Raw genomic sequence first — 15,147 nt, 5'->3', positions numbered from 1 at the left:
TGTGGCACAGGAATATACTGTTGAACAATTGAACCACGGCCGTAAAGTCTGGGACTTTATGCGCTGGGACTACTGGGCCTTCGGCATTTCAGGTTTTCTGCTGATTCTGTCCATCGTCATTATGGGCGTGAAAGGCTTTAACTGGGGACTTGATTTTACCGGTGGTACGGTAATTGAAATCTCCCTGGAAAAACCGGTCGATATGGACCAGATGCGCGAATCCCTGCAGAAAGCAGGCTTCGAAGAGCCGCTGCTGCAGAACTTTGGCAGCAGCCGCGACATCATGGTACGTATGCCGCCGGTACACGATGTTAACGGCAGCCAGGAGCTGGGCAGCAAGGTTGTTAACGTCATTAACGAGACCACCAGCCAGAATGCGACGGTGAAGCGTATTGAGTTCGTCGGGCCAAGCGTAGGGGCAGACCTTGCGCAGACTGGTGCGATGGCGCTGCTGGTGGCGCTGATCTCGATTCTGGTGTATGTCGGTTTCCGCTTCGAGTGGCGACTGGCAGCCGGTGTGGTTATCGCGCTGGCGCACGACGTGGTGATCACCATGGGGATACTGTCTCTGTTCCACATTGAGATTGACCTGACGATTGTGGCATCCCTGATGTCCGTTATCGGTTACTCACTGAACGACAGTATCGTGGTTTCTGACCGTATTCGTGAAAACTTCCGTAAGATCCGTCGCGGTACGCCGTACGAAATCTTTAACGTGTCGTTGACTCAGACGCTGCACCGTACGTTGATCACATCCGGTACAACCCTGATGGTGATCCTGATGCTGTTCCTCTTCGGTGGCCCGGTGCTGGAAGGCTTCTCGCTGACCATGCTGATCGGTGTGTCTATCGGTACGGCGTCGTCTATCTACGTCGCGTCCGCACTGGCACTGAAACTCGGCATGAAGCGCGAGCACCTGCTCCAGCAGAAAGTCGAGAAAGAAGGGGCGGATCAACCGTCCATTCTGCCGTAAGGCGACGTTTAGCGCGTTATCGAAATCCCGGTCACTGACCGGGATTTTTTTTGCCTGCGCCTGACAAACACTCCTGACAGTATGCTGTCAGGAGCCCTGTCGTAGACTCCTTCTGAACCCAAACAACAGGCAGGAGGAAGTATGAAAAGTGTGATTAACTGGTTTGAAATTCCGGTCGCCGATATGGATCGCGCCATCAAATTTTATGAGCCAGTAATGCAGATTACGCTGAAGCGCGAGCAAATGGACGTTGCGGAGCTGGCTATTTTCCCGCATGAGGACCCGGCGACCGGCGGCGCGCTGGCAAAATTTGACGGCATTACACCCTCTCAACAGGGCGCTATTATTTACCTGCATACTGACAACCTGGCGGCCACGCTCGATCGCATCGCCTCCGCAGGCGGTTAGTGCGTATTTGGCCCGCTGGAACTGCCAAAGGATATCGGCACTATTGCCCTGTTCACCGACAGCGAGGGTAACCGCGTCGGCCTCCATCAACCAGCCTGAGAGCGGATGACTCTATGACCCGACGCGCTGACCGTTTGTTTCAGATTGTGCAGATCCTGCGGGGCAGGCGGCTGACAACGGCAGCGCATCTTGCGGACAGACTGGAGGTATCTGAACGCACGATTTACCGCGATATTCGCGACCTGTCGCTGTCTGGCGTGCCGGTCGAAGGCGAGGCGGGAAGCGGATACCGGCTGATGTCGGGTTTTGACCTGCCGCCGCTGATGCTGACCAATAAGGAATCTGAGGCGCTGATGGTGGCGATTCGCCTGCTCAAAACCTGGGGCGGCGAGTCACTCTCACGTGAGCTGGAGTCCGCGCAGGAGAAGGTGCTGGCGATCCTGCCGGAAGAGCGCAGGCGCAAGGCAGAACAGACGCGGATTTATGCGCCGGATATTGCCCTTCAGCCACACTCCCGTAGTGGTTTCGACGTGATCCACCAGGCAATTTCTGCCCAGCGTGTGCTGGCGCTGCATTATCGTGATGAAGCAGGCCAGTTATCATGGCGTGAAGTGCAACCTCTGGGGCTGTTCTTCTGGGGTGAGCACTGGCTGCTGGCCGCATGGTGTGAACGACGCGATGACTATCGCTGTTTCCGGCTCGACAGGTGTCTCAATATTGTGATGACAGAGAGGCGGTTCAGCGAGGGGGCGGACAGGTCACTGGCGGATTTTTTACGCAAGGTGAGGCAGTAAAAAAGCCGGGTGGCGGCTACGCCTTACCCGGCCTACATTCGGATCGTAGGCCCGGTAAGCGCAGCGCCACCGGGCGAAATCCGCACTGATTAGAAGTTGTAACCCACCACCAGGTAACCACCCCAACCGGTAGAACGCACGCTGAAGTCGCCGTTGCCGAAGTTCAGGCTGGCGTCGTCGTTCCACTGACCGCCGTTGTGCCAGTAACGCGCAACAACAGAGTAGTGCCAGTGATCGTAGTTCAGCGCCAGGATGTGGCTGGAGGCGATAGAGTCGTTGGTACGTGCTTTACGGCCGTTCAGGTCGCGGAAGTCGTTATCGCCCAGGTCTGAACCCCAGTCAAAGTTGGTGAAGCCGATATAGCTCAGGTTACCGCCCCACAGCTGGGTGATTGGCACAAAGTATTTCACTTTGAAACGGTAGCCATCCCACTCGTTTTCGTTCGCGGCACCGTAGTTCTGCCACTGGTATTTCGCGTAGACGTTCAGAGACAGGCTCATTGGCAGGCCGGTGTCGATGTCCGTGCCCAGACCCATGTACCAGGTGCTCTGACGGCCAGACTTGTTGCGGCCCATGTCGTAGATGTAGTTGTTTGCGAAGTACCACTCTTTAAACGGACCAAACGCCAGGCTGGTGCCGGTCAGCTTATCGATGGAGAAGCGTGGTTCGATTTCCATGAACAGCGGAGAACCGTGGTTCCAGATACCTTTCGCATCGGTGTTACCACCGAAGAAGACTGGCGCATCCATATAGCCGTAGAAATCAAACCAGTCTTTTTTGGCGAACGCTTCGTATTCCAGGTAGGTATCGTTACGGATCTGAGGTCCGAAACGGGTGTGGTAGCTGCCAACCACGTTAACGCTCTGATGCCACCAGTCGGAAACATATTCTGGTTTGCTGTTTTCCGCTGCGTTAACAGTGAAAGAGGTGGAAAGTGCCAGCGCTGCGCCAGCTGCGAGTAATGTTTTTTTCATAATCATGCCACTGATTGAAATTCCCTTCCGGGAGTGAAAAATGCGCGAATTGCGTTTCTAAATATTTCGTGTTTCTGCGGAGCCTATTATAGGAATCCTTGCTCACAAAAATATGTGTTGTTTCACATATCTCTCATAAGCGTAATCGATTGCGTTCACGTTTGCGTACTTTAAACGGCGGGGATTGTAGCGGCAATCATTTATGTTGCCAATCTTTGCGGGATGTAAATGTTAGCGGAGTGACATAACACTCCGCTAAAACGGCGGGTTATTGCGCGGCGGGCTGGATATCGTGAATACGGATAAAGCCTAATTGTTCTGGCGTGAGTCCGCTCAGTTGCAGCGGGATATCAACATCGCTTGGGGCCAGCGTACTGGCTGGTGCGGTGAAAAGCTGGTTCTTCACGTTGACTTCCTGGTAGCTCTCTGTGGTGCCCTGAATTTGGCCCCACTCCACCGTGCCGCTGAAGGCAGGCAGCGGATCGTTAGATTCACCCTGGATGCGTAATGTTGCACGGGTACCATCCGCATTCGCTGCGACATTCACCAGCGACATCTTCAGTGTGCCAATCTGGCTGTTCAGCCGGGCGGGGGTGTTGGCACCCGGTAGCAGGTAAACGCCGCTGCTGGATTTGGCGTTCAGCGCATTTTGCTGCGTGATCTTCACGGTTTCCTTGTTCAGTTTGTCCATTGCCGCATTCAGTGTATTCACGCTTTGTTTCATCTCGCGAACGTCAGTTTGCTGTGCACAGGCGCTAAGGGTGAAGAGGCTCCCCACCAGCAGAATTCTCAGGTAACGTCTTGTCATTGCGTTTATTTCCTTGAAATAACGGATCTTCGTAATGGTAGACAGCATAGTATCGTCAGGTATAGATCCTTTGTCTCAAAAAGCTCTTCCTTTGTTGTCAGGCCAGTTCAGGGTAAAATAGAAATCAGTTAACCAGATAACAGGGACATCATATGCATTGCCCATTTTGCTCCGCTGTGGATACCAAAGTCATCGACTCTCGTCTTGTGGGCGAGGGATCATCCGTACGCCGCCGTCGGCAATGTCTGGTATGTAACGAGCGTTTCACAACCTTTGAGGTTGCAGAGCTGGTGATGCCGCGTGTCGTGAAAAGTAACGATGTGCGCGAGCCGTTCAATGAAGAAAAGCTGCGTAGCGGGATGCTGAAGGCGCTGGAAAAACGTCCGGTCAGTGCCGACGACGTTGAAATGGCGTTAAACCATATCAAATCTCATCTTCGTGGTTTAGGTGAGCGTGAAGTGCCGAGCAAAATGATCGGCAACCTGGTGATGGAGCAGTTGAAAAAGCTCGATAAGGTCGCCTATATCCGCTTCGCCTCTGTGTATCGCAGTTTCGAAGATATCAAAGAGTTCGGCGAAGAGATCGCCCGCTTACAGGATTAAGCCGATGCAGGATGAGATTTACATGGCACGCGCCATGAAGCTGGCGCAGCGCGGTCGTTTCACCACCCATCCGAATCCCAACGTGGGATGCGTCATCGTAAAAGATGGCGAGATTGTGGGCGAAGGTTTTCACTATCGCGCGGGCGAGCCGCATGCCGAAGTTCATGCCCTACGCATGGCGGGCGAGAAGGCGCGTGGTGCCACGGCATATGTGACGCTGGAACCCTGCAGCCATCACGGGCGCACGCCGCCATGCTGTGAAGCACTGATTGCGGCGGGTGTCGCACGCGTGGTTGCCGCGATGCAGGACCCTAATCCGCAGGTCGCCGGACGCGGCCTGTATCGTCTGCAGCAGGAAGGGATCGACGTTAGCCACGGCCTGATGATGCAAGACGCTGAAGCTATCAATAAGGGCTTCCTGAAGCGCATGCGCACAGGGTTTCCGTATATTCAGCTTAAGCTCGGAGCCTCGCTGGATGGTCGCACGGCGATGGCGAACGGTGAGAGCCAGTGGATCACCTCGCCTCAGTCAAGGCGCGATGTGCAACGTCTGCGCGCGCAAAGCCATGCTATTCTCACCAGCAGTGAAACCGTTCTGGCGGACGATCCGGCGATGACCGTGCGTTGGGATGAGCTGAATGCTGAAACGCAGGCTCTGTATCCGCAGGACAATTTGCGCCAGCCGCTGCGTATTGTCATTGATAGCCAGAACCGCGTGACGCCGGAGCACCGCATCGTGCAGCAACCGGGTGAAACCTGGTTTGCCCGCACGAAAGAAGACACGCGTGAATGGCCAGAAGGCGTGCGCAGTATCATGGTGCCGGAGCACAACGGGCATCTCGATTTGGTGGTGCTGATGATGCTGCTCGGCAAGCAGCAGGTAAACAGTATTTGGGTGGAAGCAGGGCCGACGCTGGCTGGTGCGCTGTTGCAGGCAGGGCTGGTGGATGAGCTACTTGTTTACGTTGCGCCTAAACTGCTAGGCAACGATGCGCGTGGCCTGTTTGTGCTACCGGGCCTTGAGACGCTTACTGATGCACCACAACTGAAATTTAGCGAGATACGTCCGGTCGGCCCGGATGTCTGCCTCCATTTAACGACAGCGTAATTGCTCCTGAAATAGGGAAGCAGTGTGCAAAGTATTATGATAAAATCCGCCCCCCTGCGGGGCCAAATGAACCCGTAAAGGAAGAGTATGAACATTATTGAAGCTGCTGTAGCTACCCCGGACGCTCGCGTCGCCATCACCATTGCGCGTTTCAACAACTTCATCAACGACAGCCTGCTGGAAGGTGCGATTGACGCCCTGAAACGTATCGGCCAGGTTAAAGATGACAACATTACCGTTGTTTGGGTTCCAGGTGCTTACGAACTGCCTCTGGCAGCAGGCGCGCTGGCGAAAACCGGTAAATACGACGCGGTGATTGCGCTGGGTACCGTTATTCGTGGCGGCACTGCGCACTTCGAATACGTTGCGGGCGGTGCAAGCAATGGTCTGGCGCACGTTGCACAGGATGCTGAAATTCCTGTCGCGTTTGGCGTACTGACCACCGAAAGTATTGAACAAGCCATCGAACGTGCTGGCACCAAAGCCGGTAACAAAGGTGCAGAAGCTGCACTGACCGCGCTTGAAATGATCAATGTATTGAAAGCCATTAAGGCCTGATTTTTTTGTAAGGGGAATTCCGTGAAACCTGCTGCTCGTCGCCGCGCCCGTGAATGTGCCGTCCAGGCACTTTACTCCTGGCAGTTGTCCCAGAACGACATCGCTGATGTTGAATACCAGTTCCTGTCAGAACAGGACGTGAAAGATGTTGACGTTCTGTACTTCCGTGAACTGCTGTCGGGAGTGGCGACTAATAGCGCGTATCTCGATGGTCTGATGAAACCCTACCTCTCCCGTCTGCTCGAAGAGCTGGGCCAGGTAGAAAAAGCAGTGTTGCGTATCGCGCTGTTTGAGCTGTCTAAACGTGATGATGTGCCGTACAAAGTGGCCATCAACGAAGCGATCGAACTGGCGAAAACCTTCGGCGCTGAAGACAGCCATAAGTTTGTTAACGGCGTGCTGGATAAAGCCGCACCTGCGATCCGTCCCCACAAAAAGTGATCCGCAAACCGGAGTCTCGCATTGCCTGACGGGCGGTGCGGCTCCGGTTTTTTTATTTAATTTGCTGAGGCATAACGTATGGCATGCGGCGAATTCTCCCTGATTGCCCGTTATTTCGACCGTGTCAGAACCTCTCGTCTTGATGTTGAAACCGGCATTGGTGATGACTGCGCACTTCTCAATATTCCTGAAAAACAGACGCTGGCAATCAGTACCGACACCTTAGTCTGCGGACGTCATTTCTTACCGGATATCGATCCTGCCGATCTGGCGTACAAAGCGCTGGCGGTCAACGTAAGCGATCTGGCGGCGATGGGGGCCGATCCCGCATGGCTGACGCTCGCCTTAACCCTGCCGAATGTCGATGAAGCCTGGCTTGAAGCCTTTAGCGACGCGCTGTTTGACCAGCTCAACTACTACGATATGCAGCTGATCGGCGGCGATACCACCGCCGGGCCACTGTCGATGACGCTGGCGATCCACGGCTATGTGCCTGTCGGACGCGCGCTGAAACGTTCGGGCGCAAAACCGGGCGACTGGATCTACGTCACCGGCACGCCGGGTGACAGCGCGGCTGGGCTGGCGATCCTTCAGGAACGTTTAACGGTCGACGATAAAGACGACGCGGCGTATCTGGTGAAACGCCATCTGCGGCCAACACCACGCATTCTGCACGGCCAGGCGCTGCGCGATCGTGCCAGTTCGGCTATCGATCTGTCTGATGGACTGATCTCCGATCTGGGGCATATTCTGAAGGCCAGCGGCGTGGGGGCTCGCGTTGATCTGGATCTGTTCCCGCTGTCAGAGCAACTGCTTCGTCACGTCGAGCCTGAGCAGGCGCTGCGCTGGGCGCTCTCCGGCGGTGAAGATTACGAGCTGTGCTTTACCGTTCCTGAGCTTAATCGCGGGACGCTGGATGTGGCGTTAGCGAATCTGGGCGCGAAATTTACCTGCATCGGGCAGATTATGCCGGAAAGTGAAGGACTGCAGTTTGTCCGTGAAGGTGAGCCGGTCGCGTTTGACTGGAAAGGGTATGATCACTTCGCGTGAGTTTTTTTGCCGGGTGGCGGCTTCGCCTTACCCGGCCTACAGGTTTTGTTCCCTCTCCCTGTGGGAGAGGGTTAGGGTGAGGGCGTCAGGCCGCACAATTCCTATTTAAACCCCACCACCGGATGTTGCTGATACGGCGTTTCAAGCTCCGCAATCTGCTCCGGCGTCAGCGTTAAATCCACCGCGCTCAGCAACTCATCCAGCTGTTCTTCCCGCGATGTGCCGATAATCGGTGCTGCTACACCGCGTTTGCTCAGCACCCATGCCAGCGCTACCTGCGCACGCGTGGCTCCGGTTTCGTCAGCAATACCCGCAAGGCGTTCAGCTATCTGCGCATCGCTGGCTTCTGTCCCTTCGTACAGCGTTTTTCCAAACTCATCCGATACTGAGCGGGCGGTGGTTTCCCCCCACGGGCGGGTTAAGCGTCCGCGCGCCAGCGGGCTCCATGGGATCACCGCCACCCCTTCCTGGTAGCAAAGCGGCAGCATCTCGCGCTCTTCTTCGCGATAGATCAGGTTGTAGTGATCCTGCATGGTGACAAAACGCGCCCAGCCGTGCTGCGCCTGGAGATCCAGCGCCTGCGCAAACTGCGAAGCATGCATGGATGACGCGCCGATGTACCGCGCTTTACCCGCTTTCACTACATCGTTAAGGGCTTCCAGCGTCTCTTCAATCGGCGTGTTGTAATCCCAACGGTGGATCTGCAGCAGGTCGACATAATCCATGTTCAGGCGGCGGAGGCTGTCGTCAATAGAGCGCAGGATTTGCGCGCGTGACAGCCCTTCTGCGAGATCGCCAACCTGATGATAAACCTTGGTGGCGACAACGACGTCATCCCGGCGAGCAAAGTCACGCAGGGCGCGACCAACGATCTCTTCGCTGCTGCCGTCGGAGTAGCTGTTGGCGGTATCAAAAAAGTTAATGCCGCCGTCGAGGGCGCGTTTGATGATGGGGCGGCTGCTCTCTTCCGGTAGCGTCCAGGCATGTTTTCCCCGGTCAGGCTCGCCAAACGTCATGCAGCCCAGACAAAGCCGGGAAACCTTAAGGTCTGTTTTTCCTAATGTAGTGTATTGCATGGTTCCACTCCTGCTGTGTTAAACATTACGTTTAAGCATAGCAGGAGCGGAAAAGGGGGGAATTCAGGCAAGCCAGGTACGGATTTTAGCTTCGATACCGGCGGCATCCAGGCCAATGGCCGCGCGGGCCTCGTCCTGCGTGCCTTGTGGGATAAAGTGATCCGGCAGGCCGAGGTTCAGAACCGGAACAATTTTACGGTTCGCCATCAGCACTTCGTTCACACCGCTACCTGCGCCGCCCATAATGGCGTTCTCTTCCAGCGTGACCAGCACGTCATGGCTTTCGGCCATATTCAGGATCAGGGCTTCATCAAGCGGCTTCACAAAGCGCATATCCACCAGGGTGGCGTTCAGCGTTTCGGCAACTTTTGCCGCTTCCGGCATCAGCGTACCGAAGTTCAAAATCGCCACTTTCTCTCCGCGACGTTTGACCAGACCTTTACCGATCTCCAGTTTTTCCAGCGGCTGCAGTTCAACGCCTACGGCATTGCCGCGCGGGTAGCGAACCGCGCTTGGACCATCCTGATAGTGGTAGCCGGTAAACAGCATCTGACGACATTCGTTTTCGTCGCTTGGCGTCATGATCACCATGTCAGGAATGCAGCGCAGGAAGGAGAGATCAAATGCGCCCTGGTGCGTCTGGCCGTCAGCACCCACGATGCCTGCGCGGTCGATAGCAAACAGCACCGGCAGTTTCTGGATAGCCACGTCATGGATCACCTGATCGTAGGCGCGCTGCAGGAAGGTCGAATAAATGGCGACAATCGGTTTATAACCGCCAATCGCCAGGCCAGCAGCAAACGTTACGGCGTGCTGCTCGGCGATAGCCACGTCAAAATACTGGTCGGGGTATTTTTTAGAAAACTCCACCATCCCGGAGCCTTCACGCATGGCGGGCGTGACCGCCATCAGCTTATTGTCTTTGGCTGCAGTTTCGCACAGCCAGTCGCCGAAGATTTTCGAATAGCTCGGCATGCCGCCGCTGCTTTTTGGCAAGCAACCGCTGGTATGGTCGAATTTCGGTACGGCGTGGAAGGTGATCGGATCTTTTTCTGCCGGTTCGTAACCACGCCCTTTTTTGGTCATGATATGCAGGAACTGCGGGCCTTTCAGGTCGCGCATGTTTTTAAGCGTGGTGACCAGACCCAGCACGTCGTGGCCATCAACCGGGCCGATGTAGTTAAAGCCCAGCTCTTCAAACAGCGTGCCCGGCACCACCATGCCTTTGATATGTTCTTCGGTACGTTTGAGCAGCTCTTTAATTGGCGGTACGCCGGAAAAGACCTTTTTACCGCCTTCGCGCAGGGTTGAATAGAGCTTACCGGAGAGCAGTTGCGCCAGGTGGTTGTTCAGCGCGCCGACGTTTTCAGAAATCGACATTTCGTTATCATTGAGGATAACCAGCATGTCCGGCTTGATATCACCCGCGTGGTTCATGGCCTCAAACGCCATACCGGCGGTGATCGCCCCGTCGCCAATCACGCAGACGGTGCGACGCTGTTTGTTCTCTTTTTCAGCGGCGACGGCAATACCAATGCCTGCAGAAATGGAGGTGGAGGAGTGACCGACGCTTAACACGTCATACTCGCTCTCGCCGCGCCACGGGAACGGATGCAGGCCACCTTTCTGGCGAATAGTGCCAATTTTATCGCGACGGCCAGTCAGAATTTTGTGGGGGTAGGCCTGGTGGCCCACGTCCCAAATCAGCTGATCGAATGGCGTGTTATAGACATAGTGCAGCGCCACGGTCAGCTCAACCGTGCCAAGCCCGGAGGCGAAATGGCCGCTGGAGCGGCTGACGCTGTCGAGCAGGTAGCGACGTAGTTCGTCGCACAGCTTCGGCAGACTCTCTTTCGGCAACAGGCGTAGCTCCTGGGTGGAGTCAACTAACGCCAGTGTCGGGTATTTGGCAATATCAAAACTCATCAAAGGCTCATCGAGATATATAGTTTATTTATCACGCTGGATTATGTAGTCCGCTAGCGCTTCCAGTGCCGAGGTATCCAGTGATTGCGCGGCCAGTTCATTCAGTGACTGGCGGGCATCCTCTATCAGGTCCCAGGCTTTACGTTGGGCTTGCTCAAGGCCCAGCAGGGCGGGATAGGTACTTTTGCCAAGCTGCTGGTCCGCACCCTGACGTTTTCCCAATGTTGCAGTATCGCCCACCACATCCAGAATGTCATCCTGAACCTGGAACGCCAGACCGATACTCTCTGCGTATCTGTCCAGAATCGGCAGGGCGTTACGCCCGCGTTCACCTGCACTCAGTGCGCCCAGACGAACGGCGGCACGGATTAATGCCCCCGTTTTATGGCGGTGAATGCGTTCCAGCTGTTCCAGGTCAACCTGGCGGCCTTCCGCCTCTAAATCCAGCGCCTGACCGCCGCACATTCCGGCGACGCCGCTGGCCATCGCCAGTTCGGACACCATCGCCAGGCGATCGCGGTCGTTCACTTCGGCCATCGGGGCATCGCTTAAAATCGAAAATGCCAGCGTTTGCAGAGCATCTCCCGCCAGAATGGCATTTGCTTCGCCAAACTTGATATGGCAGGTCGGCTGGCCGCGACGCAGATCGTCATCGTCCATGGCGGGTAAATCATCGTGGATCAGCGAATAGGCGTGGATGCACTCAACGGCAGCCGCCGGGGCGTCCAGCGTGTTATCGCTGATCCCGAACATGTTGCCTGTGGCATACACCAGGAACGGGCGCAGGCGCTTTCCGCCTAAGAGTGCGCCATAATGCATGGCCTCAACCAGAGGAGTGTTCTGAAAAGGCTGTGGCGCAATAAAACGGCGCAGGGCGTCGTTAGCGCGGATTACGCGCGCCTGAAGCGCGTTGGCAAAATCCATTTACTCGGCGTCCGGTGTGAAAGGCGTGGTTTTTGCGTCTTCGGCATCTGAGAGCAGGATCTGCACACGCTGCTCAGCCTGCTGCAGTTTGACCTGCCCCTGGCGCGCCAACTGCACGCCACGTTCGAATTCGTTGAGCGCCTCTTCCAGCGGGAGATCGCCGCTCTCCAGACGGGTAACGATTTGCTCCAGTTCATTCAGCGCAGTTTCGAAACTGGCCGGTGCGTCGTTCTTCTTCGGCATAGTGAATTGACTCTTATATTCTCAGCCCCGATATGGTAACGGACTCAGGGCAATTATCAAATAACGCGCAATGTGCACAGGAGCGGCGCGATGGTGGTATACTTGCGCGCCTGGAAGCAGTCTTCGGTTATAGGGGCTGCTGTACTTTTCCATTACAAGCCTTATCGCTTGCCTAAGAAACATTGCCGCCATGAAGTTTATCATTAAATTGTTCCCTGAAATCACCATCAAAAGCCAATCTGTGCGTTTGCGCTTTATTAAAATTCTCACCGGGAACATTCGTAACGTATTAAAGCACTACGACGAAACCCTCGCCGTGGTGCGCCACTGGGACCACGTAGAAGTGCGTGCCAAAGACGAAAACAAACGTCTTGATATCCGCGACGCGCTGACCCGCATTCCGGGTATCCACCATATTCTGGAAGTGGAAGACGTCCCGTTCAGCGATATGCATGACATCTTTGAAAAAGCGCTGGTGCAGTACCGCGACCAGATCGAAGGCAAAACCTTCTGTGTGCGCGTGAAGCGCCGTGGCAAGCATGAGTTTAGCTCTATCGAAGTAGAACGCTATGTCGGCGGTGGTCTGAACCAGCATGTTGAGAGCGCGCGCGTGCGTCTCACCAACCCGGATGTCACCGTCAATCTGGAGATCGAAAACGATCGCCTGCTGCTGGTAAAAGGCCGTTACGAAGGTATCGGTGGCTTCCCGATCGGCACTCAGGAAGATGTGCTGTCGCTGATCTCCGGCGGCTTCGACTCCGGCGTCTCCAGCTACATGCTGATGCGTCGCGGCTGCCGCGTACACTACTGCTTCTTCAACCTGGGCGGCGCGGCGCATGAAATCGGCGTGCGTCAGGTGGCGCATTATCTGTGGAACCGCTTTGGCAGCTCCCACCGCGTGCGTTTCGTGGCAATCAACTTTGAGCCGGTGGTTGGCGAAATCCTGGAGAAAGTGGACGATGGCCAGATGGGCGTGGTACTGAAACGCATGATGGTGCGTGCAGCGTCCAAAGTTGCTGAGCGTTACGGCGTACAGGCGCTGGTCACCGGTGAAGCGCTGGGCCAGGTTTCCAGCCAGACGCTGACCAACCTGCGTTTGATCGACAACGTCTCGGATACGCTGATCCTGCGTCCGCTGATCTCCCATGATAAAGAGCACATCATCGATTTAGCGCGTGAAATTGGCACCGAAGATTTTGCCCGCACCATGCCGGAATACTGCGGTGTTATCTCAAAAAGCCCGACCGTCAAAGCGGTGAAGGCGAAGATTGAAGCGGAAGAAGAGCACTTCGATTTTGCCATTCTTGAGAAAGTGGTGGCGGAAGCGTCCAACATTGATATTCGCGAGATTGCCCAGCAGACCGAGCAGGACGTGGTCGAAGTTGAGACCGTCAGCGGTTTCGGTGCCAACGATGCGATTCTGGATATCCGCTCTATTGATGAGCAGGATGACAAGCCACTGAAGGTTGAAGGTGTGGACGTGGTGTCTCTGCCGTTCTACAAGCTGAGCACCAAATTTGGCGACCTCGACCAGAGCAAAACGTATCTGCTGTGGTGTGAGCGCGGCGTGATGAGCCGTCTGCAGGCGCTCTACCTGCGCGAGCAGGGCTTTGCGAATGTGAAGGTGTATCGCCCGTAGTTTGTTGCCGGGAGTGCGGCCTGATGCCCTCACCCCGACCCTCTCCCTGTGGGAGAGGGAGAAAAGATGAGCACGTGTAGGCCGGGTAAGGCGTAGCCGCCACCCGGCTTTTTTTATTCGTAGTAGTTATAAATCCCTGCCGCCATCACCAGCGACGACGCCACTTCGTAGGCTTTCTCGCGTCCCACCAGCAGGTCAATAATCTTTAAGCCAAAATCAATCGCGGTACCCGGCCCCTGGCTGGTCAGCAGATTGACGCGCGGGTCCCAGACGACGCGTTTATCCACCCACTGGTCCTCTGGAATCGTCGCCTTCAGCCCAGGGAAACCGGTCATGTTGCCAATCGGGAACAGGTTATGAGGAACCAGAACGGTTCCGGCGGCAGCGCAAATCGCGGCGACAATGCGACCAGACAAGTGAAACTGCCTGACGGTCTCGACTAGCAGCGGGCTGTCGCGGAAACACTCCGCGCCTTTCACTCCGCCAGGCAAGACGATGACGTCGTAATCGCCGTCAGCCACTTCGACCAGTGGAGCATCCGCAAGGAGCTTCACGCCGCGAGAGCAGGTGATGACCCGATCGCCATCGCTGGCGACGCTGGCGGTTGTCACCGCAATCCCACCGCGCACCATTAAGTCAATGGTGGTTACCGCTTCAGTCTCTTCGCTACCAGGGGCGAGGCATACCAGTGCCGACGCGCTCATACTCACTCTCCTTACGTTTAATTCGATCATACAGGCGGGCGTTTTCCGGCACAGCGATGCCGTGTGCGCGGGCGCGTTTTAACAGATAGCCGGTGATGTAGTCGATTTCGGTGTGGCGTAACGCCCGAACATCCTGCAACATCGAAGAGATATTTTCTGCCGTACTATCAATAACCTGCTCAACATAATAGCGTAAATCATCCGCCGATGTGTGTAAGCCTTCACGTTCAATCACCGACGCGACCTCGGCACACAAGGCTGCAACCTCCTGCGGATGGTTTTTCAGCTCACCGTTCGGACAGTCCCACAGTGCCGTCAGCGGATTAATCACGCAGTTGGCCGCCAGCTTGCGCCAGAGCTGTGGGCGAATATTGTTATGCCAGGCCACGTCCGGCAGCACGTTTTGCAGTGTGTCCGCCAGATAACTGTAGTCGCCATCCTGTTCACGGGCCGGGCCTATGTGCGTTACGCCGCTGGCAACATGCACAATGATATTGCCATCACGTCGTGCGGCATGCGTGGTGGTGGCCATCAGCAGGGGCTGGGCGATGCTTTTCAGCTCATCAAGGGTGCCCATACCGTTATGCAACAGTAAAATGGGCGACGTGGAGGGGAGCTGGTCCGCCAGTGTTTTCACCGCATCCGAAACCTGCCACGCTTTGAGAGTGACCAGTAGCAGGTCGCTTTGCGCAAGAAAATCAGGATCGTTCGCGGTGAGCGATTCGTTAAAGATGCTTCCGTCTTCATCAATCAGGTTTACACTGCAGTAGGGCTGGGGCACACGCAGCCAGCCCTGTACCTCGTGTCCGTGCTTGCACAGCGCGGTTAGCCATAGCTGGCCAAGGGCTCCGCATCCGAGCACTGTAATTTTCATTGTTCCTCCTCACCTGCAACTGCGCCAGGTGTTACGGCCTAAGTA

16 protein-coding genes and 1 pseudogene are annotated in these 15,147 nt (G+C 55.8%); 9 read left to right on the top strand and 8 right to left on the bottom strand.

The genetic code is table 11. The features are described 5' to 3' along the window. Nucleotide 1: 1 nt before the first annotated feature. From secF to ABGB15_RS16540, 3 genes and pseudogenes are all read left to right on the top strand, one after another. A complete protein-coding gene (secF, locus tag ABGB15_RS16550) occupies nt 2-973 on the top strand; it encodes a protein translocase subunit SecF (RefSeq protein WP_215722728.1) in 972 nt (323 codons plus the stop codon). Nucleotides 974-1,114: 141 nt separating this feature from the next. After that, a pseudogene (locus ABGB15_RS16545) lies at nt 1,115-1,480 on the top strand (VOC family protein). A 14-nt stretch (nt 1,481-1,494) separates the two neighbouring features. After that, a complete protein-coding gene (locus ABGB15_RS16540) occupies nt 1,495-2,175 on the top strand; it encodes a YafY family protein (RefSeq protein WP_215722729.1) in 681 nt (226 codons plus the stop codon). Between the two features lie 89 nt (nt 2,176-2,264). On the opposite strand, the gene ABGB15_RS16535 is transcribed toward ABGB15_RS16540, so the two are convergent. Together ABGB15_RS16535 and ABGB15_RS16530 are read right to left on the bottom strand one after the other, a co-directional pair. Next, a complete protein-coding gene (locus ABGB15_RS16535; RefSeq protein WP_152083637.1) occupies nt 2,265-3,149 on the bottom strand; it encodes a nucleoside-specific channel-forming protein Tsx in 885 nt (294 codons plus the stop codon). Between the two features lie 268 nt (nt 3,150-3,417). Then, entirely contained in the window at nt 3,418-3,957 is a 540-nt protein-coding gene (locus ABGB15_RS16530; protein ID WP_152083638.1) for a DUF3251 domain-containing protein, read from the bottom strand. A 152-nt stretch (nt 3,958-4,109) separates the two neighbouring features. Between ABGB15_RS16530 and nrdR the strand changes: the two genes are divergently transcribed. The 5 genes from nrdR to thiL all read left to right on the top strand — a co-directional run bounded on the left by nrdR (nt 4,110) and on the right by thiL (nt 7,716). Further along, the gene (gene nrdR / locus ABGB15_RS16525; protein ID WP_006176872.1) at nt 4,110-4,559 is read left to right on the top strand and encodes a transcriptional regulator NrdR; all 450 of its coding nucleotides are present in this window, start codon (nt 4,110-4,112) and stop codon (nt 4,557-4,559) included. Nucleotides 4,560-4,563: 4 nt separating this feature from the next. Then, on the top strand, nt 4,564-5,667 hold the full coding sequence (gene ribD, locus ABGB15_RS16520) for a bifunctional diaminohydroxyphosphoribosylaminopyrimidine deaminase/5-amino-6-(5-phosphoribosylamino)uracil reductase RibD (RefSeq protein ID WP_215722730.1): 1,104 nt from the start codon (nt 4,564-4,566) through the stop codon (nt 5,665-5,667). An 87-nt stretch (nt 5,668-5,754) separates the two neighbouring features. Continuing rightward, nucleotides 5,755-6,225, top strand: a complete 471-nt coding sequence (gene ribE / locus ABGB15_RS16515; protein WP_006176874.1) for a 6,7-dimethyl-8-ribityllumazine synthase — start codon at nt 5,755-5,757, stop codon at nt 6,223-6,225. Between the two features lie 21 nt (nt 6,226-6,246). Then, on the top strand, nt 6,247-6,666 hold the full coding sequence (gene nusB / locus ABGB15_RS16510; RefSeq protein ID WP_006809908.1) for a transcription antitermination factor NusB: 420 nt from the start codon (nt 6,247-6,249) through the stop codon (nt 6,664-6,666). A 78-nt stretch (nt 6,667-6,744) separates the two neighbouring features. Beyond that, complete coding sequence (gene thiL / locus ABGB15_RS16505) at nt 6,745-7,716, top strand: thiamine-phosphate kinase (protein ID WP_215722731.1); 972 nt, start codon at nt 6,745-6,747, stop codon at nt 7,714-7,716. A 101-nt stretch (nt 7,717-7,817) separates the two neighbouring features. Here the strand turns inward: thiL and ABGB15_RS16500 are convergent, their stop codons facing one another. The 4 genes from ABGB15_RS16500 to xseB form a co-directional block, all read right to left on the bottom strand. Then, nucleotides 7,818-8,792, bottom strand: a complete 975-nt coding sequence (locus tag ABGB15_RS16500; RefSeq protein WP_152083641.1) for an aldo/keto reductase — start codon at nt 8,790-8,792, stop codon at nt 7,818-7,820. 63 nt (nt 8,793-8,855) lie between these two features. Then, nucleotides 8,856-10,718, bottom strand: coding sequence for a 1-deoxy-D-xylulose-5-phosphate synthase (gene dxs / locus ABGB15_RS16495; protein WP_215722732.1), 1,863 nt, complete (start codon nt 10,716-10,718; stop codon nt 8,856-8,858). Between the two features lie 24 nt (nt 10,719-10,742). Next, a complete protein-coding gene (ispA, locus tag ABGB15_RS16490) occupies nt 10,743-11,642 on the bottom strand; it encodes a (2E,6E)-farnesyl diphosphate synthase (protein WP_215722733.1) in 900 nt (299 codons plus the stop codon). Continuing rightward, nucleotides 11,643-11,885, bottom strand: a complete 243-nt coding sequence (gene xseB, locus ABGB15_RS16485) for an exodeoxyribonuclease VII small subunit (RefSeq protein WP_152083644.1) — start codon at nt 11,883-11,885, stop codon at nt 11,643-11,645. It lies immediately after the preceding gene. Nucleotides 11,886-12,075: 190 nt separating this feature from the next. Between xseB and thiI the strand changes: the two genes are divergently transcribed. Beyond that, nucleotides 12,076-13,524, top strand: a complete 1,449-nt coding sequence (gene thiI, locus ABGB15_RS16480) for a tRNA uracil 4-sulfurtransferase ThiI (RefSeq protein WP_215722734.1) — start codon at nt 12,076-12,078, stop codon at nt 13,522-13,524. A gap of 113 nt (nt 13,525-13,637) precedes the next feature. Here the strand turns inward: thiI and yajL are convergent, their stop codons facing one another. Both yajL and panE read right to left on the bottom strand, forming a co-directional pair. Continuing rightward, a complete protein-coding gene (yajL, locus tag ABGB15_RS16475; protein WP_215722735.1) occupies nt 13,638-14,228 on the bottom strand; it encodes a protein deglycase YajL in 591 nt (196 codons plus the stop codon). Beyond that, complete coding sequence (gene panE / locus ABGB15_RS16470; protein ID WP_215722736.1) at nt 14,191-15,102, bottom strand: 2-dehydropantoate 2-reductase; 912 nt, start codon at nt 15,100-15,102, stop codon at nt 14,191-14,193. The genes yajL and panE overlap by 38 nt, the downstream gene beginning before the upstream one ends. Nucleotides 15,103-15,147 lie beyond the last annotated feature (45 nt).

The organism is Enterobacter sp. MALB-1 (assembly GCF_041021625.1).
Classification (GTDB): domain Bacteria; phylum Pseudomonadota; class Gammaproteobacteria; order Enterobacterales; family Enterobacteriaceae; genus Enterobacter; species Enterobacter oligotrophicus.
This window is presented reverse-complemented; position numbering and strand designations above follow the sequence as displayed.